This window comes from Acinetobacter calcoaceticus (genome assembly GCF_016508255.1).
GTDB classification, from domain to species: domain Bacteria; phylum Pseudomonadota; class Gammaproteobacteria; order Pseudomonadales; family Moraxellaceae; genus Acinetobacter; species Acinetobacter calcoaceticus_E.
Map to the genome: position 1 here is coordinate 574,548 of NZ_JADVKT010000001.1, position 23,697 is coordinate 598,244.

Sequence of the window (23,697 nt, forward strand, 5' to 3'; positions counted from 1 at the left end):
TATAATAAGTGATGATGAATAATGCACTATCGGACATTTTTCACAATCAAACCGCACTCACTCGTGAACGGTTAAGCTTTTGTGAAGCCAATATTAAAGATCTTAACGAATGGGTCACTACCCTTTCTATTATGCAACTTGGCGATACATCCAAAGCATTATTCACCGCTATTTTAGAGCTCAATGAATTAAAATGTAGTGAAACCTTACGTTTTGATCTTATACAAACGCTTCACCCCACTATTAACAATGTTCTTGCAAGTCTAGAAAAAAACTTTTTTAACCAAGGTGTGATTAGTACAGACCGCAACGAACATATTATTGAATTGGCAATGTTGCTCCGTTGTTATTTCGCCAGTATTTATTTAAATATTGCGCAAAATAGCCATGAGCAATTGCAGCATCAAAAGTTTTCACTGTTTGCCTATAAACAAAAAAAGAATTTGCAAACGGCACGTACTTTATCGACTTTTCATGCCCTACAACAATTAACCAGTCTCTTATATCAACAGCACATGCTTTATAGCGAACCGGTCAAAGGGCAATGGTTAATTGCACATCACCTCTATGAAACCGCGGTTCAACATAAATATCATCTGGTAAATATTAATCATATTCAGGGGATACACCACCCTCTAGCGAATATTACTCAAGCTTATGCCCAACTGATTTTGCTCGATATTTTAAATACGAACCAAATTCGCCAGTCCGAAATTCAGGCATTATTTCAATGTAGTTTTGACTGGGCAAGAATGATTCATATTTTGCCAAAAGATACAGCATTAACGAAATATGTGGTCGACCCAAGTAAAGACCATCCACCAGTCTATAACACTAAACGCAGCTCTAACTTTAGCCCAAGCATTTTTATAGGCACCCAAGCTTTGCTTGAACATGTCACTGCAACCATGCATAAAAATGCGCAATATATTTCCAAAAATGAAAAGTTTTATTTAAGCCCAGCTTTAAAGTTTCATGTTCAAACTATTTTAGGCACTACGGCTCAACGTCGTCATGAACGTTATGAATATAATGCCGAACTCCAAATTTGTTTTGGTTTAAGTACAGCTCATTTCTATCTCTCAAAAGCAAAGAACTTCGAAGAAACGCTACAACTTAACAATAACTACAACTTACAAAGTGAGTCTAAAGTTTTATCAAATTTAGAGAAAAAAGAACAACAAACAAGCTCCTATCAACGCTTAAGTCGTGAAAGCAAAACAATTTATCAAACTACTGTTCTCGATATTAGTGTCAATGGATATCGTATTAAATGGTCTGGGGAAGCACCGAAAAACCTTAGAACCGGTGAATATATTTTAGTTAAAGAAACTTTGCATGGACAATGGCGTGGTGGCGTAATCCGCTGGATTAAACAGTCGACAGAAAAATCTCTAGAGTTAGGTCTCGAGATTTTGTCACAGGCCATGTTCCCTTGTGCAGTGCATATTCAAGCTGAGCGTCATACTCGCAATTATCATCCAGCACTATTACTACAAACACAAAACCTAGAAGAAATACAAAACACGCTGATTTTACCGGGGTCACAAATTTTTAGAGAGCAACAAACAATTCATTTACGATTGGGGACAGAAGAAATCAAAGTGTATCTACTCAAAGCACAACTCATTACTCAAAGTTTTATTCAATTTCATTTCGAACTACTCAATGAGCAGCAACAAAATCTGCTTGATCAGTTCATGATGAAAAAGAATAGCAACTCTAGCAGTCAAGATTTATGGGAAGCACTAAAGTGAGAAACTCTTTATTGTCTAAAAAGTTAAAACGTACCGAAACACGTTTACTCATTATTGATGACAACCAGCTACGTTATAACCAGATTTTAAATTTATTATTGGGGAATAATTATCAAGTCCATGCTTTATTACTTGATGATCTAAAAAGTTTCGAAAAACAGTTAAATACGCCTTGGGATGCTATTATTTTTGGCCGTGCTTATGACCTAAAAATTGAACAAACCCTCTCCCTTATTCAAGCATCTGAGCAACCACATTTACCTGTTTTGTTATTGCAACCTGAGGACTACCAAGCTCAGCAATATCAGGCTTATATTCATAAAGGTATTTATGATGTAGTTCCATTAGAACCATTAGATTATTTTTATATCACGCTTATTCGGACCTTGTCGTATAGCCATTTGTTGCAAACCGAGCAACGTCTAACGAATGAATTAGAAACTATTCATTCTCATACACAAACATTGGTCAATAACAGTCATAAAGCAGTTGCCCATTTTCAAGAAGGGATGCACGTTAAGGCAAATACGGAATACCTCACCCTTTTTGGCTTTAAGCAAGAAGAAGAGATTATTGGCCTGCCCATATTAGATGTTTTACAACCCAATGATTTAAATATTTTTAAACAAAGATTTAAGAAGATTTCATTAGGTCAATTTGATCAAGCTCGTTTTGAAATCCAGAGTCAACATGCGGCAATTTCAGGTAATAATGCTTTAAAACTTGAATTTATTCCCAGTCAGGAAGAAGACGCCGTACAGTTAACCATTGACTATCAACTAGATTTACAAACACCTGAAAATACAGTTTTTTCTGAAAAAAGTTATGGTTCAATCACACCTTGGCAACAGATTAATCGACAAATATCGACACACCCTGCTCAAGCAAATGCTTTGGTTTTATTTAGATTAAGTCAGTGCCCAGAGCGTGTATTTCAACTAGATTGGCAAACTCCTGGACAATATTTCAATCAGCTACAAAGCTTTTTGAAAGAACAAGCACAAATGCCGATTTTCAATCTTGAACTTGGGGCATATCTTGGGGTTTTACAAGCTGAAAACAGTACCGTCCTTAACTCCCAATTGGCTAGTCTGCAAAGTTTGCAAAAAGAGCATTTATTAGCGGTTAATGAACTTAATTACTCAGTACAACTCAAATTGAGTTATGCTCAAATTACAGAACCATTAAATGAAGCTAACTTTGCAAATCTTCTTGATCAAACAAATCAGCAAGAGCTACCTAAGGCAAAGTCAGAGATTGAGATCACTCCAACAATCGATATTATCTCTTCTGTACCTACCAGTTCCTCTATATCACTTGATCTAACCCTTCAGCATGTTGATGCTCCTGTGCAATCATCTCTATTGCAGCAATTAAAGCAACAGCTAGCTCGGGGTGAAATCCATTTAAAATATCAGCAGATTTACGATAAGCATGATCAAGAAACCCATAACTATGAAGTGACTAGCGGTTTTATTGCAGATGAACAGTGGCATGATTTAAACGATTTAGCTGCATTTAGAGACGACAGCGAGCTTTCTATTCAATTAGACCGTTGGATTTTGGTCGAGGCTTGTAAGCAGCTACATAATTTCATTATGCAGTACCCGAAAGCTAAGCTGATTATTAATTTGAATATTGATATCTTACTCAAAGATAAATCATTCCCTGAGCTTATTTCGAAATTACTCACCATTATTGGTAGTAAGCAAGACAGCCCGTTGATTTTACAATTTTCAGAGCAAGCTATTCAGCCACATCTTTCAATTGTGCAGCAACAAATAGCCCGCTTACGTCAACACGGCGCAGAAATTTCAATTCGGGATTTCACATCTTCTATTTATAGTGAATCGATTCTGCAACAACTCGATGTTCAATATTTAAAATTGCAATCGAAGAAGACAGAGCTATTAAACTCAGACGATGGTTTAACGCAATTACAAGAAAAAGTTCTGAAGTATTTGACGGTAAAACCTGTAGGAATTTTACTTGCCGATCTTAACGATATGAACTTATTTGCCAATGCCTGGAATGTAGAAGCACGTTTCTTGCAAGGTCGCTATTTCCAGAAAAAACTGGATCGATTAACAGATGTACAAGATCAATAATGGTCTTGTCCTTCATAAACAAAAAACGGGCATAAAGCCCGTTTTTTGTTTCGTTTTGCAGTATTAACGCTTGATAGAGCGAGACATACCAGAAAAACGTTGTTTGAATTTGTCGATACGACCACCAGTGTCTACATTCTTTTGCTTACCAGTATAGAAAGGGTGGCAAGCTGAACATACGTCAAGGTAGATAGTGTCTTTACCTAAAGCAGAACGAGTTTCGATTACGTTACCGCAAGAACAAGTAGCTACTAATTTTGCATATTTTGGGTGAATATCGGCGCGCATCGTCGATTACTCCTAATTTAGAAAGGCTTAAGCTGTCATCGCAATTGATCACTCTCAAAATAAATCGAGGAAAGCTCAAAATGAGCAGATCAACACCACAACAGACCATTCTTTTGGCCCACCGAAACCTCTAGGGTTAGAGCTAAGCACAACAAGTGGACAAGATTATACGTCAAATAATTTCTTTTTGCGAATTAATCTTTAGATTTAGCCCAGTAATTTGCTATTACCCCACACACCATTAATTGGATTTGGTGAAAGATCATAATAGGTAACACAATCATGCCTAAAGGCTGGCCAATAAATAAGATTTGCGCCATTGGCACACCACTTGCCAACGTCTTTTTTGAACTACAAAAGAAAACTGTGACTTGATCTGCTCGGTTAAATCCAAAAGCACGAGGTAGATAAAGTGCTAATAGCATGATGATGGTTAAAAGAACTGAACAAGCCACCACTAAAATAAGTAAGGTTTTCCAATTCACTTGATGCCAAAGCCCTGCGACCACTGCCCCACTGAATGCGCCATACACCACCATCAAAATTGAGCCTTGATCGAATGCTTTTACAATACTAGGAACTTTTGCCATATAAGGAAAAATATAAGGACGTAATATTTGCCCTAAAATAAATGGCACTAACAGCAATAATGTAATTTGTATAATTGACGCAGTCGGATCGAACCCATGTTGGCTTTGGCCTAAAATAAAAAAGCTAACCAAGACTGGGGTAATAAACATACCAATCAAATTTGAAAAAGATGCACTACAGACTGCTCCCGCCACATTCCCTTTTGCAACTGATGTAAATGCAATAGAAGATTGAACCGTGGAGGGTAAAAAGCACATAAACAAAAACCCCCAGTACAGCTGCTGACCTAATAGAGGTAACAGAATCGGCTTAGCCAACAGACCAATCACTGGGAAAACAAAAAAAGTAAATGCGAATACAAGTAAATGCATTTTCCAATGCAAAACACCTTCAATTACAGCCTCACGAGACAGCTTCGCACCATGCAAAAAAAATAATATTGCAATCGCGACTGTGGTGAGTGTATTGAAATATTGTGCTGCTTGACCACTGACTGGAAAAAATGTTGCGAGTAAGACCATTCCAACCAACAAAAATGTAAATCGATCAAGTGCCAATAACTTCAACATAGCCACATCCTATGATTATTTTAGATAAATAAAAAACCCAGTTGATAAATTGACCATTCGGTCGGATATTCATCATACTGGGCTCTGAAAATAAAGCTAGACTTTTAAGACCTAAATCTTAAATCACCTAAGTCATTTATTTAGTTATTCATTGCATTAGCATCTTGTTGAATCAACTCGATTTTATAACCATCTGGATCTTCAACAAATGCAATAACGGTAACACCGCCTTTCATTGAGCCTGCTTCACGCACGACTTTGCCACCACGCGCTTTAATTTCTTCACACGCTTTATAAGCATCATCAACACCAATGGCAATATGACCATAAGCATTACCTAACTCATAACTTGAAGTATCCCAGTTATGAGTGAGTTCAAGCACAGTATTGGTTTCTTCATCACCATAACCAACAAATGCTAGTGTAAAGCGCCCTTCTTCATAATCACGCTTACGAAGTAACTTCATTCCTAATACTTCGGTATAGAACTTTAAAGATTGTTCTAAATTGCCTACTCGCAACATTGTATGAAGCATTCGCATGTTTATTCACCTGCCTTTTCTGTTTCATGTGTTTGATGATCTTTGAGTAGTTTTCCAACCCAAACTACTAAAATTAAGATTGGAATCCCGATCAATGTGGTCATCAAAAAGAAGTTTGGGTATCCAATATTACTCACTATGGTACCTGAATATCCACCTAAAAGTTTCGGCGTAAGTGTCATCAGTGAGCTGAAGATTGCATATTGAACAGCGGTAAATGACACACTGGTTAGGCTCGAAAGAAATGCAATAAATGCCGCACCAGCTAGACCTGAAGCTAAGTTATCAAGAACAATCGCGCAATAAAGCCATAGTGAACTATAAGGTTTGATAACTTTACCACTAAGCTCAACCTCTTTACCTGATTGAGTGTCAATGTATGGTAAAGGCTCAATGTTCACATCTAATTCAGTTTTTGGTACCGAAGTTGAAGCGACTTCATAGTGATGAGAAATTGATAATACTTTTTGATTTCCATCAACAACTGAAGCAGTCAGTTGCTTACTTGGTGATGACAATAATTTCTGCATATCAATTGCAGCGTTGAACACGCCTTTTTGATCTGTCATTTTTGCATCAAAATTTTGTCCATCAAGACTCACTACAACCTTTTGAGTTGGAGTTAAAACTTTCCCAAAATACTGCCCACGAACAACAACACTGCCTTCGGAAGATTTAGAGGATATTTGATCACTTCCCATTAAAGGTAAAATTTGTAGAGGCACATGCTCAGATTGTGTAGTCACCAATGGTTGAACGCGGACTATTGTATCGGCTTGTTGATTGGGTAATGCATATCCAGCTTTAACATCAATTTGTTTTGTACCTGTAAAACTAGAACTCGGAACTTTCAATTTCCAATAACCGACTTCATCTGGCTTAACTTTATAATGATTGTCTCCAACTTGGACATCAACCATATCGAGTGGTTTACCTGATTTCACTAAACCGATGAAAATTAGGTTAGTAGAGCTTGCCAATACAGCGCCAACAAACATGAGTTTCATAATATTCATGCGTTGAGCTAAAAGGCCACCTAAGAAGCCGCCAAGTAAACTAAAAATAATACCGTAAACTTTTACAGCTTCAGCAATTTGTTCTTTACTAAAGTTTAAGTCTTGATAAAAGACATTTGAAATAACACCGGCAATAATGTCTGAAATACGGAAAAAACCAATCAGCAGTAGAAGCACTAATGCAAGTTTAACGCCATAACGCTTAAAGAAATCAAGAATTGGAGCAATCCAAGTTTCTTTTGCCATTTGCTGGTTCACCACACCCATTTTAACCAGTATATAACCGACTAAAATGGCAGTACCTGTCGCCGTTAAAAATCTTAAAGCTTCTAACCCAAACAAACTGGCACTATCTTCAATATTGCCGGCTTTTGAAATTGCCTCAGTAATTTGGCCTGAATAAATATAAGTTAAGACAAATGAAATAACGGCTACAAAAAATACGAAGACCAAGCGGTAATAATCACTACTCTTATAGCTTTTATATACTCGATTAACCTTAGGCTCACGAACAAGCAAAGTTGTAATAATACCTACAGAAATGACTGCTGCCATGGTTAAATAAGTCATTTTCCAAGCTTCGTAAATGTAATTACCTTTAGCAGTTCCCAAATGTGCAGCTAGAAATAACGCCCCCGCTCCAGCCACAATCATTCCGATTCGATAACCAGCATTGTAGGTCGATGCTAACACTGTCTGCATTTCAGTTTCAGCCAACTCAATACGATAGGCATCAATTACAATATCTTGCGTTGCTGCCGAAAAGCCGAGCAACACAGCACCTACTGCCATTTGAACAAGATAGGCATGGCCTAAAGCAGGGTCCGAAAAAGCCATAGTACAAATCGCAACTACAATTAAACACTGTGCGATCAGCAACCAAGCTCGTCTTCGACCTAAAGCTTTGGTCAAAACTGGTACTGGCAATTCATCAATTAAAGGGGCCCAAACAAACTTAAAGGAATATCCTAAAGCTGCCCAACTGAAAAAAGTGACTGCACTTTTATCAATACCCGCCTCACCTAGCCATAAAGAGAGACTAGAGAAAATCAATAAAATTGGTATTCCGGCAGAAAAACCAAGAAACAGCATAATTAATGCACGGCGATCTAAAAATGCTTTAAAAGCCGAGACCCAACCCGAAGCTTGTGTGGTCATTCGTTTTTTATTTTCCATAAATTATAAATGTGCCTATTCAAACCCTTCTTACAATTGCTTTCAAGATTCTTTATGCAAACATTTTTGGTTTGGCGATAAAAACCGCAAGTTTGCTTGATATTTTATGCTAAACCTGTATACCTTTAAGGTTCAAACTTCGTTTTCTTTTGCTGGATATCAACAGTGACACAAAAACTTGATCAAGTGACTATTTCAACTTTATCACTCGCTAAAACAAACACCACAAACGTCACAGTAAATGCATTTCCTTCAGCTTTTGAGCAACCTGATATAAAAATGACCTTAGACAAGACAGTTTTAAAACCTGAACAACTGACACATATCCCAGATTTTGAAAAAATTCCAGCTTCAACCAAACGCATCAAACCTCTTAATAATTTTTTAGGTCAAGATCGTGCCAAAGCATCAGTAGAGGCAGGAATTTCTTTGCCCTACTCAGGCTATAATATTTTTGCAGTAGGAACTGCTGGTTTAGGCAAACGTACCATGATCAAACGTTTGTTACAGCAGCACGCCAAAACCATGCCAACGCCTGATGACTGGGTGTATGTCTATAATTTCAAACAAGCACGTCAACCTATTGCCCTACGTTTTCCAGCAGGTCAAGGGACTAAGTTTCAACAGACACATGAACAAACTTGGCAAATTATTTTAAAACAACTTGAACGCCGTTTTAGTGCAGAAACTTATCATAACCGTATTGAACAGATCCGTCAGGTAACAGGTGATGAACAGCAACAAGCGCTTGTTGAACTGACCAAAGAAGGTGAAGAACTCGACTTAAAACTCATTTCCCGCAATGAGAAACACGGCTTTGTACCTGTGCAAGTCAAAGATGATCAAGTTCAAGAGCTTACCCAAACTGATATTGATGCATTAAATAGTAAACAACGCGCTGAAATTGCGGCCAATATTCGTTATATGGATAAAAAACTGGATCGCCTTGGTTTACATTTAGGTGATTTAGAAGATGATGCACGTGACAAAGTGTCTGTGTTAAATCGAGATATTGCAACGCAAGTCGTTATGCCAAGAATGGATCTTATTTTAAATAAATACGGTCAGGTGAAAGGACTTGAAGATTACTTAAAACAATATGCTAAAGATATTATTGATAATGTCGAACTGATTTTAGAACAAGATGAAGATGATTTTGGGCCATCAATGTTCAATCGTGTTCCTGCACGTTATCAAGCCAATGTCATTGTTGCAAATAAACCAAATAGCGGTGCTCCTGTTATTTTTGAAGACTTTCCAACACACTACAATTTACTTGGTCACGTTGAACAGCTCACCCATAACGGCACAATTATCACAGATTTCACCTTGATTCGTCCTGGTTCCTTGCATCAAGCCAATGGCGGCTTTTTAATGCTTGAAGCTGAGCAGTTACTAGAACAACCCTATGCTTGGCAAGGTTTAAAACGCGCTCTTAAATCTGGGCAACTTAGATTATCTTCACTCGAACATATGCTGACTTTAACAGGTAGCATTTCGATTGAACCTGCTGCAATTCCGCTCGATATTAAAGTTATATTAATGGCTGAGCCTGAAATTTATTATGAAATTTTAGAAGTTGAACCAGAACTTGGCAGTGTCTTTAAAATTCGTGCAGATTTTACCGATACGCTTCAACGCAATGAAACGAATGAACAAGCTTATATGCAGTTGATTGCTGACTATGTACAAGCTGATAAATTATTACCATTTGATCGTAGCGCTTTAGCAGCTTTGCTCACTGATTCTAGCCGCCAAGCTGAAGACCAAAGCTCGTTATCATTACATGCATCTACTCTAGGTGATCTCATTCGAGAAGCGCATCACCATGCGTTTAAAGGCGAAGATAAGATCGTTACTGAGCAGCATATCAACCTAGCTCTACAACATCGTCAATATCGCTTAGGCTATTTAAGAGAACTGTACTGGCAAGATCTTTCACGTGGTACACAATTAATCGAAACGTCGGGATACCGTTTAGGTCAGATCAATGCCCTCTCCGTTATTCATTACGCAGATGTTGAGTTTGGTTTACCTTCACGTTTAACAGCGTCTGTTTATCAAGGTGGCGGTGATATTCTTGATATTGAACGTAGTGTAGAACTTGGTGGTTCACTTCATGCTAAGGGCGTGTTACTCATGTCTAGCTTCTTAAAAGCTCACTTTGGCCGTGAACAGATTTTACATTTCTCCGCTGCGCTTGCATTTGAACAGAGCTATGGTCAAGTCGATGGTGATAGTGCCACTGTTGCTGAACTTTCAGCATTAATTTCTGCAATTAGCCAGATACCAATTGATCAATCATGGGCGATTACTGGTTCTATGAACCAATTAGGACAAGTCCAACCAATTGGTGGCGTAAATGCAAAAATTGAAGGCTTTTATGATGCATGTAAATTGCAAGGTTTGACAGGTAAACAAGGTGTCATTATCCCTCGTCAAAACATGCAGCATTTAATGTTACGTCAAGATGTTATTGATGCTGTTCGCAGTGGTCAATTCCATATCCATGCGATTGATACGATTGATCAGGCACTTGAAATTTTAATGGCTCGTCCAGTCGGTACACTCGATAAAAAGGGTAAGTACAGCAAAAATTCAATTTATGCGGCAGTAATGGAACAACTTGAATATTGGCAAGCCATTGAAGATGGTGCTGAAATTGAAGAAGAGCCAAAAAAGAAAAAGAAAAATAAGAAAAAAATTAAGAAGCATGAAGAACTTACTGCTAATGATCTGCCACAAGAGAATGCGGAAGAAGTTGCCACACTAAAACAAAAGTAATAAAAAAGGGCCTGTAAAATACAGGCCCTTTTTACTTTTAGATTTGCAAAATTAACGAACGATCTGCATCGCTCGTCCGCCAGCCAACTGGCTAAAATACTGTTTAAGTGCTTCAAGACAACGCTGAATTTTCATCGGTTGTTGATCGTGTTTTGCGGTCTCAGCATATAAAGTGAAAGCAGGGAGTTTCCAATCAGGAAGGATTTCAATTAAAGTACCAGCCTTAAGTTCTTTTTGAGCATCTAAATATAAAATTCTGGCAATACCATGTCCTTGCTGACATAACGCTTTCGCAACTTGCAAATTATTACTTTGCAAACGGCTTATCATTTCAATATTTAATTTCTCACCAGTTTTGGCATGTTGAAAATGAAAACTACGTGATTCGCTCATTGCATTGATAGAAAGCAACTCATGATTGTTTAAATCATTTGGATGCAAAATTGGGCTTGATTGATTGAGATAGCTGGGAGAGGCCACCATAATTTGATCAACAAAAGCCATTGGAACAACTGAGCTATCCTCTTCTACAGGTGTAGAACTCATACGAACTGCAATATCAATTCGCTCTTCAATTAAATCGATATAGCGATGCCCAACTTCGAAATGCACAGATAAACCGCGATGAGCTGACATCCAGTGAGATAATGCAGGAATGAGGTGTTGAACTGCTAAATCAGGAGTGGTTGCAATACGCAAATCCCCGATTAAGTCATCCCTCAATTCATTAATTCTGATTTTTCCCCTTTCCGCAGCCGCTAACATCTCTTGACAGCTTGAAAAAAAAGCCTGTCCGGCTTCTGTCAAACTAAGTTTACGAGTGGAACGATGTAATAAAATTACATCCATTTCATTCTCAAGGGAGCGAATCTGTTGGCTCACCGCACTTGTTGTAATTCCTAATTCCCGAGCCGCACCACTGAATGAACTTTTTTCGACCACACAAGCAAAAACACCCATCGCACGAAGCTGATCTAACATAGGTTTCCTCAAATCTAATTTTAAATTTATAAAAAATGCTTATTGTTGTAATGAAAGCAACCAATTACATTATACGAGGAAACCTAAGTTTTTTGCATTAGCTATTTTGGTAAAAGATTTATAGGATTAATTGGTTTTCCATCCAAACGAATCTGGAACTCGAGCATGACCTGAGATGCACCAGTAGATCCCATTTCGGCAATTTTTTGTCCAGCAGTTATATTATCACCGCTTTTCACCAACATCTTGCTATTGTGGGCATACGCACTGATATAACCGTCAATATGCTTAATTAAAACCAGATTTCCGTATTCTTTTAAGCCATCCGCTGCATAGACGACTTGTCCATCGGCTGCGGCATAAATAGGATCACCCTGATTTCCACCATAACGGATTCCCTTGACATTATTTGCCAAATTAAACCCTTGAATCACTGGTCCATTAGTCGGTTTTATCCAACGTAAGCTCGAATTTGGTGCAACCGAAGCCACTGTAGTATTCATTGACGGTGCGGTTGTTGGCGGAGTTACTGGCTGTGACGTGGTTGGTAACGCAATGGTTTGACGCTTAATTTGTTCAGGTTGCGCCACGACTTGCGTAGATACTGTTCTTGGTGAAGAAGATTTCTTCAAACGCAACGATTGATTGACATAAATACGATATGGTGCGGGAATATCATTCATTTCGGCAATACTGATGTAGTCCAGACCATAACGCATTGCAATACCACTTAAAGTATCACCTGAACGAACTGTGTAATAGTTAGGAGCCATTGAATAGCGAGAACTATTATTAATTTGTGGTTTAGAAGCACATCCAGCCATAGCCATGGTCAAACCTACAGCTACAGATAACAGCATAATTTTCATTATTTTGTCTTTTTGGATATTCACCTTGCTTTGTTGCCCAATTAAATGCATTGATCTCCCTCACTAAATGCTACAAATCATTTCGGCTAAGAGTACCAAAAAAGTAAGAGGAAACACGTTCCTCTTTTTCTTTATTCACAAAGTTATAACATTTGAAGCAAATTATTGACTCAAACTGACCTGTAGGTCTTCTAAAACGGCGTAATTTGTTGCATCCATTTGAATAGGTGTAACACTGACATACCCGTTTGCTACCGCAAAGAAATCTGATTGAATCTGGCTTGAAACACGCTGTGGATCTGTAACGGCCTCACCTGCTAACCCAATCCAGTAAACTTGACGCCCTCGTGGATCGACATGACTGGTGATAGGTTTAGATTGAGCACGGCGTCCCTGATAAGTAATTTGTGCTCCTTTTAACTGCGGCACATCAGGAATATTGATATTAAAGATATGTCGTGGTGGCAAAGATGGTAAACCGCTTGCAATAAAATCATGAACCCACTGTGCAGCCTGAGCATAATCTTCTTTATCGTTATAAGCGCGCACATCAGGTCCAGCTAAAGAAACAGCAATGGCGGGTTGCTTCATTAAACGGCCTTCAAACGCAGCACCAACTGTTCCAGAATATAAAACATCATCACCTAAGTTTGCGCCACTATTGATTCCACTCACGACCAAGTCAAATTCGAAATCGAACAAACCATTCATGGATAAATAAACACAATCTGCAGGTGTACCATTCACTGCCCATACATCTTCGGCAATTTGAATTGGACGCAATGGTCGATCTAATGTCAATGCACTTGAAAAACCACTTCTTTCACTTTCAGGTGCAACCACCACCACACGTCCAAGTGGTCTTAATGCTTCAGCTAAAGCCTGTATACCTGGTGCAAAAACACCATCATCATTCGCAATTAAAATATTCACTAAAATCTTTCTCTACAGATGAACCTAAAGGTTTTCACAATTGAATTATTTGTTGAATTATATATATTTATGCCTCCATAGCATTATAAAATTGTGAAAAAATGAAAACTTTTGCTCCTTTTTTTCAGGTATTGGGGATCAGTATCACATTGTGTACGCAAGCTGTTTTTGCAGATGAGGATATCTCAACACAAGAGGCTGATAGCTTAATTAAAGATGACATTGCCGCAACGCAAGTTTTGCAAGAAATTTGTCCGGCCTTCGTAGGCACAAATAAAAAATTTGAGTCAAATACTCAAAAAATTATCGCGATGTATCTTAAAGGGTATTCAAATAAATCAATTACCCTCTTTACTCTACAAAATGATGCAGAGTTTAAAACTTTGTTAAATGAAGCACGTCTTGCGGCAAAACAAATGGACCATCATGAGCAACATGAGCTCTGTGAAGAGATCGTTAATTATAAGGAATAGATCTTACTCTTATTGAGAATAGAGATTTATTCATTTTTGGTTTTCTGTTTGGCATTAAGCAGAAAACCAACATAACAATACATTTTTTCCATTTTTTTAACCTCTAAATTGGTTAAGCTATCGACGTATTTAAAAATTTTATTTCGGGTTATCAATGTTTATGAAGAAAAGCTTAGTTCAATCGCTCTCTTTGGTTTTACTTATGAGCATGGCAACAGTTGGTTTTGCTGCTGATAAGAAGAAAACAACTGAAAAGAAAACCGAAAATGAAAATGTTGTTGAAGTGACTCCTCAACAAGGCACTACTCCTGAAGAATTAGCTGCAATTCAAGTACTTTCTGAAATTTGTCCAAGCCTTATTGGTAAAAAAGATGCAGAATTTGCTCAAGGTTATGAGCGTCTTGTAAAAGACTATTTACCAAATGAAGCCGATCCAGTTGCAGCTTTAGAGAAACGTACGAAAGACAAAAGTTTCAAGAAAGTCCTAAAAGAAGCACGTAATGATGCAAAAGCTGCTGGTAACGAGCAAAACACTTTAGTTTGTCAAGACGTAAAAGCGTATCAATCGCAAAACTAAATTAGTAAAAAACTCTTGAGTTACAATACTGTTTGAAAAAGCCGACTTCCCCCATAGAAGTCGGCTTTGCTTTATCCTAAAATGCTAGGTTCTTCTGCTTCATACAAGATATTGGAATTACCTAGAATGACTCGAAAAAGCGCTATTGCTGCACTCCTCCTCTTACCAAGTTTTTCTTATGCAGCAACTGTCTTATCAGCTCCGCCAGAATTAAATAATAAGTCTTATGTATTAATGGATTATGAGACAGGACAAATTCTCGCTTCTAAAAATGAAAACGAAAAGCTTGCCCCTGCTTCAATGACTAAAATGATGACAAGCTACATCATTGAACAAAAACTATTAAAAGGTGAGCTTACCGAGAGTGAAAAGGTTCGTATGAACGAATCTGCATGGTGTAAAGGAAGTAGCTCTGAATCATGTATGTATGTCCCTTTAAATGGTACGGCGACTGTTCTAGAAATGCTTCGTGGTATTATTATCCAGTCTGGTAATGATGCATCAAAAGCAATGGCTGAACATATTGCCGGAAATGAAGGCACTTTTGCTCATATGATGAATCAGGAAGCAAAACGTATCGGTATGACAAATACCCAGTTTATGAACTCAACTGGTTTACCGGCAGAAGGCCATTATTCAAGTGCTAAAGATATGGCTGTTTTAGCGCAACATATTATTAAAGACAGCTCAAGATATTACCCAATCTACTCTGAAAAAGACTTTACTTTTAACGGCATTAAGCAAGGTAACCGTAACGCCTTGCTTTACACAGACCCAAGCGTAGATGGTTTAAAAACAGGCCATACAGATGAAGCGGGTTACTGCTTAACAACTTCAAGCAAACGCGGTCCAATGCGTCTCATTTCCGTTATTTTTGGAACGGATAGCGTTAATGAACGTGCCAACCAAACGCGTACATTATTGTCTTGGGGCTTTGCAAACTTTGAAACTGCAAATGTTCAACCAGCAAATCAAGTTCTTGCAAAAGCAAAAGTTTGGTTTGGTAAAGAACCCGAAGTTCAAGTAGGTTTAGCTGAAAACTTTAGTGTAACAATGCCTAAAGGTAAAGCTGGTGGCATTAAAACTCAATTAGTCGTTCAACCTAACTTAAATGCGCCACTTCAAAAGGGCCAAGTTGTGGGTAAACTTGTTGCAAGCTTAGATGGCAAAGTAATTGCTGAAAAGCCATTAGTTGCACTAAAGCCAGTTGAAGAAGCAGGATTCTTTGCACGCTTAATCGACCATATTAAACAATTCTTCAGCAACTTATTCTAATTTTTGAATAGTTGAATTAAGCACTCATGCTATTTAGCCTGAGTGCTTTTTTATTTTATAATTCGTCTAAATTTTATTTTGATATCCCTCATGGCAAAGAACATACGTCCTTATCTTGAACACCGTCCTCAAGTTGATGCAACATGTTATATCGATGACATGGCTGTTGTAGTCGGTGAAGTTAGCTTAGCTGAAAATGTTTCTGTGTGGCCCTTTGCAGTCATTCGCGGTGACGTAAATAGTATTCAAATTGGTAAAAACAGTAATGTACAAGACCATTGTATGTTGCACGTTAGCCATAAGAATGATGCAAAACCTAATGGCTCACCTCTTATTATTGGTGAAGATGTAACCGTTGGCCACCATGTGACGTTGCATGGCTGCACCATCGGCAACCGTGTTTTAATCGGAATCAATACTGTTGTTCTCGATGACGTGATTATTGAAGATGATGTGATGATTGGTGCGGGAAGTTTGGTTCCACCACGTAAAGTCTTAAAAAGTGGTTATCTATATGTAGGAAGCCCAGTACAGCAAGTGCGACCACTGACCGAAAAAGAATTAGCATTCCTTCCTTATTCGGCAAGGCATTATGTGAAAGTACAAAATAATCATAAAACGGCTCAAGCAAATCAAGATTAATTATCTTTATGAATTGCCAGTAATAAAATTTTGATTTTTTAAACGATATGGTTTTGTAGGATTGCTCATATCGTTTAGCAGATCCCCGTAGCCAAAAACCCCTAAATTTCGTATCATACGACTTTTAAATCATGGTGCTTTTTTATGGCCGCATGGACTCCTCATGTTACCGTTGCTACAGTCGTAGAAAAAGACGGACGCTATCTTTTTGTAGAAGAACATAGCGAAGGTTTTGTACACACAGTATTTAACCAACCTGCTGGTCATGTGGAATGTGGTGAATCATTAACAGAAGCAGCCATTCGTGAAACACTCGAAGAAACGGGTCATCATGTTGAAATTGATGCCTTGCTCGGTATTTATACTTATACCCCGCCCATGTTTCCGGATCGTACTTATTACCGCTTCTGTTTTCTGGCACATGTGACTCAGGTTGAAAGTAATCCTCAACTCGATACAAATATTGTAGCTGCTGTGTGGATGACACCAGATGAGCTCAAAGAATCTGCTCGTGCCCGTAGTCCACTCGTGCTAAAAGCAGTTGAAGATGCCATGAAAGGCCACCATTATCCTTTATCGCTTATTTATGAGCACCCTTTCTCTCCCTCATTAACTTCTCATTTGGATGCCTAGTCCTATGCAACAACGTGTCATCGTCGGTATGTCTGGTGGTGTAGACTCTTCTGTTTCTGCAGCACTTTTACTTCAACAGGGATATCAAGTTGAAGGTCTTTTCATGAAGAACTGGGAGGAAGACGACGGCACGGAATACTGTACGGCAATGGAAGATTTAGCCGATGCTCAAGCAGTAGCTGATAAAATAGGTATTAAACTCCACACAGCAAATTTTGCTATGGAATATTGGGATCGGGTGTTTGAACTTTTTTTGGCTGAATATGCAGCTGGACGTACGCCAAACCCAGATATTTTATGTAATAAAGAAATTAAGTTCCGTGCATTTTTAGATCATGCCATGACTTTAGGCGCAGACTTTATCGCGACTGGTCATTATGCTCGTCGTGGTGAAACCGCATACAACTCAAAAGGCGAAGCTTACGCACCATTATTACGTGGTGTAGATAACAATAAAGACCAAACCTATTTCTTACATGCTGTTCATGGTAAAGAAATTAATAAAACTCTATTTCCAGTAGGTGAGATTGAAAAACCAGAAGTCCGCAGAATTGCTGAAGAACTGGATCTTGCTACAGCCAAGAAAAAAGACTCTACAGGAATCTGTTTTATTGGCGAACGTCGATTTAATGACTTCCTTAAACAATATTTACCCGCTCAACCTGGAAAAATTGTACTTGATACAGGTAAAGAAGTTGGTGAACATCACGGTCTGATGTACTATACGCTCGGTCAACGTGGCGGAATTGGTCTAGGTGGTTTGAAAGGTGCAGCTGAAGGTGCATGGTTCGTACTTCATAAAGATATTGCTAATAACCGCCTTGTTATTGGTCAGGGACATGAACACCCACTCATGCAAAGCACACAGCTTTGGAGTGAGTCAATTGACTGGGTAGCGGGTGAACAGAATATTCCAGTTGAAGGTTTACGCTGTACAGCTAAAACACGCTATCGCCAACCTGATCAAGCCTGTACGATTTTTATTGATGAAAATAGTGAACACGGTGTACGAGTTGAGTTTGATGAACCTCAGCGCGCGGTTACACCGGGTCAAAGCGTTGTATTTTATTCAGATGAAGTTTGCTTAGGCGGGGGTGTCATTCACCATACAAATGCCCCTACACCAAATTTTATTTAAGGGAATGAATGGCATGGTGGAGTTACCATTTCAACAATCACAAGCCTTGAATGTTCGCCAAAACCGTGCCCTTGCCTTGGCTGGGGTATTTCAGGCCACCCAGCTCACGCATATGACAGCCTTAACGGGTCAGCAGAGTATTGGTGAAAGTGGTAACTTCTATTTTGAGCTGTTAATCAAAGCGAGTTTAAATATTCGTCCTACAGTCAACAATGGTGTCCAAACATTAGATTTTTTTAATCAGTTGGCAGATATTTCTTTAGGGCTTAAGACCCTCGAAAATTGTATTACTCAACCTTTTACAAATATGCCTAAATCTCGCCTTCCAAAAATGGGCACTGCCAAGCTTCCAATGTCATACGCTATGTCCCTTTTACAATTAGAAAAGAAGGTCTATAGCAACCCTGAATACGTCGCAATCATTGAAAAAGCTCAGCAAAAGATTTTAAAACAGCTTTCTTTTTTTGATAATAACTACTTACATCCAAGCATTTTAGCCAATTTGGCTCAAACCTATGTTGATACTGCGGGGCAGATTAACCCGCGCATTTTAGTTCGTGGTAATGCAGAAGCATTTAAAGATACCAACCATACTAACCGCATCCGCGCTTGTCTATTTACTGGCTTGCAAATGGCCCATTTATGGCGACAACTCGGTGGTAGTTCGTGGAACATGATTTTTAGCAAACGTAAATTGCTACAGGATATTCAAGCACTTGCTCGTTTACAGTACCAAGTCATCTAAGGCTGTAAAGAGATTATTTTTAGTTTTATGTTTATTCCAACATTAAGGAATCGTTATGAACGCTTTAACCGCACTATCACCATTAGATGGACGTTATGCCAGCAAATGTGATGCGCTACGCCCTTTTCTTTCTGAGTTTGGTTTAATTCATGCTCGTGTCACTGTAGAAGTGCGTTGGTTACAAGCACTTTCTAACCGTCCAGAAATTGTTGAAGTTGCTCCTTTTTCAAATGAAACAAATGCAGCTTTAGATGCAATTGTTAGCAATTTTTCTGAAGAAGATGCTAACCGCATTAAAGAAATTGAACGTACAACGAACCACGATGTAAAAGCTGTTGAATATTTCTTGAAAGAGAAAATTGCAGGTATTACTGAATTACAAAATGCGGGTGAGTTCATTCACTTTGCATGTACTTCAGAAGACATTAATAACTTGTCTCATGCACTTATGCTTAAAAATGGTCGTGAAGTTTTAGTATCAAGCATGAAGCAAATTTTAAATGCGATCTCTGCTTTGGCAACAACGCATGCTGAACAACCAATGTTGTCACGTACACATGGTCAAACTGCTAGCCCAACAACTTTGGGTAAAGAAATGGCAAACGTAGCATACCGTTTAGCTCGCCAAATCAAACAATTTGAAAATGTTGAGCTACTAGGCAAAATCAACGGTGCTGTAGGTAACTACAATGCTCACCTTTCTGCTTATCCAGATGTTGACTGGGCTGCGCATGCTCAAGCTTTTGTTGAATCTTTAGGTTTAGCATTCAACCCGTACACGACACAAATCGAACCACATGACTACATGGCAGAGTTGTTTGATGCGCTACGTCGCTTCAACACGATTTTAATCGACTTTAACCGTGACGTATGGGGTTACATTTCTTTAGGTTATTTCAAACAAAGATTAAAAGATGGTGAAGTTGGTTCTTCAACTATGCCACACAAAGTTAACCCAATTGACTTTGAAAACTCTGAAGGTAACTTAGGTATTGCAAATGCCGTATTAGCACACTTAGGCGAAAAATTACCAATTTCTCGCTGGCAGCGTGACTTAACTGACTCGACTGTACTTCGTAATATGGGTGTTGGTTTTGCACAAAGTTTAATTGCTTTTGATGCTTGTTTAAAAGGTGTTGGTAAACTTGAACTTAATGCAAATCGCTTACTTGAAGATCTTGATCAAGCTCAAGAAGTGTTAGCAGAGCCAATTCAAACTGTTATGCGTCGTTATAACGTTGAAAAGCCATATGAAAAGTTAAAAGCATTAACTCGTGGTCAAGCAATGACTCGTGACATGATGGTTAATTTCGTAAATGGTGATGAACTTTCTCAAGTACCAAGCGAAGAACGTGCGCGTTTAGCTGAACTTACTCCTGCAACTTACACAGGTAATGCAGCTGAACAAGCAAAACAAATTAACGATTTAATTAGCAAAATCTAATTAAAAAGTTTAAAAAAGCGGAGCTTAGGCTTCGCTTTTTTATTACACTGATAAAAAGCACAATAAAGTCTTTATAAAATGATCGAAAAACAATTCAAACTTAAACACTATATTGCTCTTAGCCTTATTTTTATTGCGATTATACTATCAGGCATTCAGCCCCTTGAATTTGAAGCTTATTTACTTCATCAGGTGGGTACTGTTTTTATGTTAGTTCTACTGTTCATTATTTTTAAAAAGATTGGTCTCGATTTTTTAAGTTTTACTTTCTCTTTAGTGTTTTTGTTGATTCACATTATCGGTGCACATTACCTGTATTCATATGTTCCTTACAATGACTGGATTCAATATGTGTTCCATTTTAATCTAGATCAATACATGGGATGGTCCCGCAACATGTATGATCGACTTGTCCACTTTTCATACGGTGCTTTACTCTACCCTCTTATTTATCGCGTTTTTCAAGTTTGGCTACCGACTGCAAAACCCTTTAGTCTATTTTTACTTGTAGTCCAGTTTGTGATGGCATCTAGTGTTTTTTATGAACTCATCGAATGGGTAATTGCAATGGGGTTATCACCTGAACAAGCCGAGAATTATAATGGACAACAAGGCGATATGTGGGATGCTCATAAAGATATGTTATTAGCAACGATTGGTGCAATTGTATATGGACTTGCAGCTCTTATAAAAACGCCTAAAATCAAATAATAAGACATAAATAAAAAGCGCTCTATGAGCGCTTTTTATTTATTATAAAGAGTACTTTAAACAACCGGATAACTTTGCTCTAAAATATTTTGCAGAGGTGAAGAGGTCGTATTTGGTAAAAGATGATCAAGATTTGTCGTTGTATGGTCAACTGAAGCATTTACATCGCTTTGCTCAAGTGCCTGTGTAGGCTTTAATGCTGTCGATGCTAAGAGTTTTGCCACTGGATCTGATTCGCTTGCAGAAGAACTTTTTAATAAATCTTCTAAAGGAATAGTTTTCTGCTGGGTATTCGTCTCAGGTGTTATATTTTGCGCTACTTTTAAAGTACTCAATCCAACACTATCTACCAAAGACGGCCCATGTGTGCCCAAAGTATCTACTGAAGCATCAGCCAGACTTGCGGTTTTCGGTGCAACTAGATAAAAGGTAAATGGAGAGCTTGCTTCACTGGTCAGCCCTGCTGCATCCGTTTGAGTTAAAGTAATTACATGCTTACCAATTGTTAGGTCTTTATCAAATGTAAATGTCCAAGATCTACCAGTTGTAACAGTTACCATCCCAATTGCAATACCATTATCATAAATAGTGAGTGTCGCATTTGCTTCACCTGAACCTGTGAGTTTTGGCCTAGCATCATCCATTTCTGAACCTGCTGTAATAGCACCTTTTATTTCACCTACATTATCTTCTACAGTGTTTAATATAGGTTTTGTCGGAGGTATGGTGTCTTTTGTACCAATAATATCCAGATTATCAGATCTGTTTCCTGCAGCATCAATAGCCGAAACAGCAGCATGGTTATTATCAGTTAATGCTGGAGAAATAGTAATCGTAAATTTACCGTCAGCATCGGCTGTTCCTGTGCCAATGACTTTACCTGTTACATCTTTAATTTCAATTTTAGCGTTGGCTTCAGCCGTACCCGTTACAGAAGTTCCATCTGCATTAATTTGAGCTGTAGGTTTATCTGGTGCAATCGAATCAAAACCCGGCGTAATTTCCACAGGCTTAGATACATTACCAGCAGCATCTTCGGCAACTACCGTTCCTTTTTGTGAATCTTTTAAAGCGGGTGAAAGTGTAATCTGAAAGTCACCTTGAGCATCTGCTGTGCCACTTCCAATGACTTTACCATCTGCATCTTTAATTTGAACTTTGGCATTGGCTTCTGTTTTACCATGTATCACGGAGCCGTCTTTGCTTACTTCAACAAAAGGAGGAGCTGGTGGTATGGTATCTTTACCAGCAATAATTTTAACTTCCTCAGATTTATTCCCGGCAGCATCTTCGGCAACCACCTTACCCCCTGCTTCACTAGTTAATGGTGGAGTAAGTTTTAAAGCATAAATACCATCTTTATTTGCAAAAACTGTTCCCAATACTTTGCCAGTGGCATCATAAACGGTAATTTTTGCATTTGCTTCTGCTTTACCAGTCACCAATGTACCATCATCACTCAATTGAGCTTGAGGAACATCTGGAGCGATCGTATCTTTTGTACCAGTTACAACAGTAACTTTAGAATTATTACCAGCAGCATCTTGAGCAATAACAGCTACTTTATCGCCGTTTACCAATGGCTTATCAAGTTTAATAGTAAAATTACCATTGTTGTCGACAGTGCCCGAAGCAACAATCTGTCCCTTCGAATCCTGAACATAAATCTTTGCATTAGCCTCTGCTTTACCAGTGATCGTAACAGTATCATCAGCAAGCGTGGCAGTGGGAGCAGCAGGTGCAATTAAATCAGGGGCAGTTGGTGAGTTATTTTTGTCATCTTTATTAAAAGCCCACAGGTATAAACCTTCAGCAGCTAAAACTGCTAAACCTGCTTTTAGCACATTACCCATCGAAAAAGTTGGAGAATCATCAACTGCCATCGTTGAAGCTGTTTGGCTAGTACTTGTATAGGCTAAATCTGTGACATAGTTTAGACCTTTATAATCTATAACCTTACCTTGTGCATCAAATTGTGCTTCAACAAATTTTCCATGTTCAGTTGGAAAAACAAGTGAATGATCTGTTGTATTATTTACTTCATTAAAGAAATTTTCTAAAACAAGAGTTTCTCCATTTTTCAAATGGATCACTAAATTTCCACCTTGTTTAACCATCGATGCAATATCTTGTTGGCTAACACCAATCTGAATAATTGCCGGTTGGTTTAAAACTACTTTATTGAGTTGACCATCTTGCAGAACGTCCAAACCCTCTTTGGATGCCACAATTATTCTTGTCATTATTTCCTATCCTGAATTTCAGTTATATTTTTAAATGTCTAACTTTTTAAATGATTCATCTAAAAGCTATTTTATTGCTGCTTAAAATATCAAAACCATGTGTTTATCACAATTCAAAAAGTATATTTATCAATAATTATTTTTGACTTTTAATTAAAATATCTATTTCTTATCAAATTCATATTAACTTTAAATATTACAT

At 38.1% G+C, this 23,697-nt stretch carries 20 protein-coding genes; 12 read left to right on the forward strand and 8 right to left on the reverse strand.

The window, feature by feature from the left end; all coding sequences use genetic code 11:
* Nucleotides 1–11: 11 nt before the first annotated feature.
* Nucleotides 12–1,757 carry a GTPase gene (locus tag I5515_RS02735; protein WP_199964860.1) on the forward strand — a complete coding sequence of 582 codons (1,746 nt, stop codon included), beginning with the start codon at nt 12–14 and terminating at the stop codon, nt 1,755–1,757.
* Nucleotides 1,754–3,865, forward strand: a complete 2,112-nt coding sequence (locus I5515_RS02740) for an EAL domain-containing protein (RefSeq protein ID WP_199964627.1) — start codon at nt 1,754–1,756, stop codon at nt 3,863–3,865. The genes I5515_RS02735 and I5515_RS02740 overlap by 4 nt, the downstream gene beginning before the upstream one ends.
* 63 nt (nt 3,866–3,928) lie before the next feature.
* Here the strand turns inward: I5515_RS02740 and rpmE are convergent, their stop codons facing one another.
* The 4 genes from rpmE to I5515_RS02760 all read right to left on the reverse strand — a co-directional run bounded on the left by rpmE (nt 3,929) and on the right by I5515_RS02760 (nt 8,047).
* Nucleotides 3,929–4,153, reverse strand: coding sequence for a 50S ribosomal protein L31 (gene rpmE, locus I5515_RS02745; RefSeq protein WP_199964628.1), 225 nt, complete (start codon nt 4,151–4,153; stop codon nt 3,929–3,931).
* 194 nt (nt 4,154–4,347) lie between these two features.
* A complete protein-coding gene (locus I5515_RS02750; RefSeq protein WP_199964629.1) occupies nt 4,348–5,319 on the reverse strand; it encodes a bile acid:sodium symporter family protein in 972 nt (323 codons plus the stop codon).
* 134 nt (nt 5,320–5,453) lie between these two features.
* The gene (gene gloA, locus I5515_RS02755; RefSeq protein ID WP_199964630.1) at nt 5,454–5,855 is read right to left on the reverse strand and encodes a lactoylglutathione lyase; all 402 of its coding nucleotides are present in this window, start codon (nt 5,853–5,855) and stop codon (nt 5,454–5,456) included.
* A gap of 2 nt (nt 5,856–5,857) precedes the next feature.
* Entirely contained in the window at nt 5,858–8,047 is a 2,190-nt protein-coding gene (locus I5515_RS02760) for an AmpG family muropeptide MFS transporter (protein ID WP_199964631.1), read from the reverse strand.
* 165 nt (nt 8,048–8,212) lie between these two features.
* On the opposite strand from I5515_RS02760, the gene I5515_RS02765 reads away from it, so the two are divergent.
* Nucleotides 8,213–10,831, forward strand: coding sequence for a Lon protease family protein (locus I5515_RS02765; RefSeq protein WP_199964632.1), 2,619 nt, complete (start codon nt 8,213–8,215; stop codon nt 10,829–10,831).
* Nucleotides 10,832–10,882: 51 nt separating this feature from the next.
* Here the strand turns inward: I5515_RS02765 and I5515_RS02770 are convergent, their stop codons facing one another.
* From I5515_RS02770 to surE, 3 genes are all read right to left on the reverse strand, one after another.
* Nucleotides 10,883–11,812 carry a LysR family transcriptional regulator gene (locus I5515_RS02770; protein ID WP_199964633.1) on the reverse strand — a complete coding sequence of 310 codons (930 nt, stop codon included), beginning with the start codon at nt 11,810–11,812 and terminating at the stop codon, nt 10,883–10,885.
* 101 nt (nt 11,813–11,913) lie between these two features.
* Nucleotides 11,914–12,732, reverse strand: a complete 819-nt coding sequence (locus tag I5515_RS02775; protein ID WP_199964634.1) for a peptidoglycan DD-metalloendopeptidase family protein — start codon at nt 12,730–12,732, stop codon at nt 11,914–11,916.
* Between the two features lie 111 nt (nt 12,733–12,843).
* Nucleotides 12,844–13,614 carry a 5'/3'-nucleotidase SurE gene (surE, locus tag I5515_RS02780; protein ID WP_199964635.1) on the reverse strand — a complete coding sequence of 257 codons (771 nt, stop codon included), beginning with the start codon at nt 13,612–13,614 and terminating at the stop codon, nt 12,844–12,846.
* Between the two features lie 101 nt (nt 13,615–13,715).
* Between surE and I5515_RS02785 the strand changes: the two genes are divergently transcribed.
* The 9 genes from I5515_RS02785 (at nt 13,716) to I5515_RS02825 (ending at nt 21,252) form a co-directional block, all read left to right on the forward strand.
* Nucleotides 13,716–14,087 carry an MCR_0457 family protein gene (locus I5515_RS02785; protein WP_199964636.1) on the forward strand — a complete coding sequence of 124 codons (372 nt, stop codon included), beginning with the start codon at nt 13,716–13,718 and terminating at the stop codon, nt 14,085–14,087.
* A 154-nt stretch (nt 14,088–14,241) separates the two neighbouring features.
* Entirely contained in the window at nt 14,242–14,664 is a 423-nt protein-coding gene (locus I5515_RS02790) for an MCR_0457 family protein (protein WP_199964637.1), read from the forward strand.
* 126 nt (nt 14,665–14,790) lie between these two features.
* Nucleotides 14,791–15,939: a D-alanyl-D-alanine carboxypeptidase PBP5/6 gene (gene dacC, locus I5515_RS02795; RefSeq protein ID WP_199964638.1), complete on the forward strand. Its 1,149-nt coding sequence runs from the start codon at nt 14,791–14,793 to the stop codon at nt 15,937–15,939.
* Between the two features lie 90 nt (nt 15,940–16,029).
* The gene (locus tag I5515_RS02800; protein ID WP_199964639.1) at nt 16,030–16,581 is read left to right on the forward strand and encodes a gamma carbonic anhydrase family protein; all 552 of its coding nucleotides are present in this window, start codon (nt 16,030–16,032) and stop codon (nt 16,579–16,581) included.
* Nucleotides 16,582–16,725: 144 nt separating this feature from the next.
* Complete coding sequence (locus I5515_RS02805) at nt 16,726–17,214, forward strand: NUDIX hydrolase (protein ID WP_199964640.1); 489 nt, start codon at nt 16,726–16,728, stop codon at nt 17,212–17,214.
* 4 nt (nt 17,215–17,218) lie between these two features.
* The gene (gene mnmA, locus I5515_RS02810; protein ID WP_199964641.1) at nt 17,219–18,352 is read left to right on the forward strand and encodes a tRNA 2-thiouridine(34) synthase MnmA; all 1,134 of its coding nucleotides are present in this window, start codon (nt 17,219–17,221) and stop codon (nt 18,350–18,352) included.
* A gap of 13 nt (nt 18,353–18,365) precedes the next feature.
* A complete protein-coding gene (gene hflD, locus I5515_RS02815; protein WP_004643577.1) occupies nt 18,366–19,097 on the forward strand; it encodes a high frequency lysogenization protein HflD in 732 nt (243 codons plus the stop codon).
* A 55-nt stretch (nt 19,098–19,152) separates the two neighbouring features.
* On the forward strand, nt 19,153–20,541 hold the full coding sequence (purB, locus tag I5515_RS02820) for an adenylosuccinate lyase (RefSeq protein ID WP_042898047.1): 1,389 nt from the start codon (nt 19,153–19,155) through the stop codon (nt 20,539–20,541).
* A gap of 78 nt (nt 20,542–20,619) precedes the next feature.
* Nucleotides 20,620–21,252 carry a DUF2238 domain-containing protein gene (locus I5515_RS02825; RefSeq protein ID WP_199964642.1) on the forward strand — a complete coding sequence of 211 codons (633 nt, stop codon included), beginning with the start codon at nt 20,620–20,622 and terminating at the stop codon, nt 21,250–21,252.
* A 56-nt stretch (nt 21,253–21,308) separates the two neighbouring features.
* On the opposite strand, the gene blp2 is transcribed toward I5515_RS02825, so the two are convergent.
* Nucleotides 21,309–23,495 carry an Ig-like repeat protein Blp2 gene (gene blp2 / locus I5515_RS02830; RefSeq protein ID WP_199964643.1) on the reverse strand — a complete coding sequence of 729 codons (2,187 nt, stop codon included), beginning with the start codon at nt 23,493–23,495 and terminating at the stop codon, nt 21,309–21,311.
* Nucleotides 23,496–23,697: the final 202 nt, after the last annotated feature.

Coding starts and splice junctions, on each gene's coding strand:
- I5515_RS02825 (WP_199964642.1), top strand. CDS start 20,620: ATGATCGAAAAACAATTCAAACTTAAACACTATATTGCTCTTAGCCTT.
- I5515_RS02785 (WP_199964636.1), top strand. CDS start 13,716: ATGAAAACTTTTGCTCCTTTTTTTCAGGTATTGGGGATCAGTATCACA.
- I5515_RS02790 (WP_199964637.1), top strand. CDS start 14,242: ATGTTTATGAAGAAAAGCTTAGTTCAATCGCTCTCTTTGGTTTTACTT.
- gloA (WP_199964630.1), bottom strand. CDS start 5,855: ATGCGAATGCTTCATACAATGTTGCGAGTAGGCAATTTAGAACAATCT.
- rpmE (WP_199964628.1), bottom strand. CDS start 4,153: ATGCGCGCCGATATTCACCCAAAATATGCAAAATTAGTAGCTACTTGT.
- I5515_RS02805 (WP_199964640.1), top strand. CDS start 16,726: ATGGCCGCATGGACTCCTCATGTTACCGTTGCTACAGTCGTAGAAAAA.
- I5515_RS02735 (WP_199964860.1), top strand. CDS start 12: ATGATGAATAATGCACTATCGGACATTTTTCACAATCAAACCGCACTC.
- I5515_RS02770 (WP_199964633.1), bottom strand. CDS start 11,812: ATGTTAGATCAGCTTCGTGCGATGGGTGTTTTTGCTTGTGTGGTCGAA.
- purB (WP_042898047.1), top strand. CDS start 19,153: ATGAACGCTTTAACCGCACTATCACCATTAGATGGACGTTATGCCAGC.
- dacC (WP_199964638.1), top strand. CDS start 14,791: ATGACTCGAAAAAGCGCTATTGCTGCACTCCTCCTCTTACCAAGTTTT.
- I5515_RS02760 (WP_199964631.1), bottom strand. CDS start 8,047: ATGGAAAATAAAAAACGAATGACCACACAAGCTTCGGGTTGGGTCTCG.
- I5515_RS02800 (WP_199964639.1), top strand. CDS start 16,030: ATGGCAAAGAACATACGTCCTTATCTTGAACACCGTCCTCAAGTTGAT.
- hflD (WP_004643577.1), top strand. CDS start 18,366: ATGGTGGAGTTACCATTTCAACAATCACAAGCCTTGAATGTTCGCCAA.
- blp2 (WP_199964643.1), bottom strand. CDS start 23,495: ATGACAAGAATAATTGTGGCATCCAAAGAGGGTTTGGACGTTCTGCAA.
- I5515_RS02775 (WP_199964634.1), bottom strand. CDS start 12,732: ATGCATTTAATTGGGCAACAAAGCAAGGTGAATATCCAAAAAGACAAA.
- mnmA (WP_199964641.1), top strand. CDS start 17,219: ATGCAACAACGTGTCATCGTCGGTATGTCTGGTGGTGTAGACTCTTCT.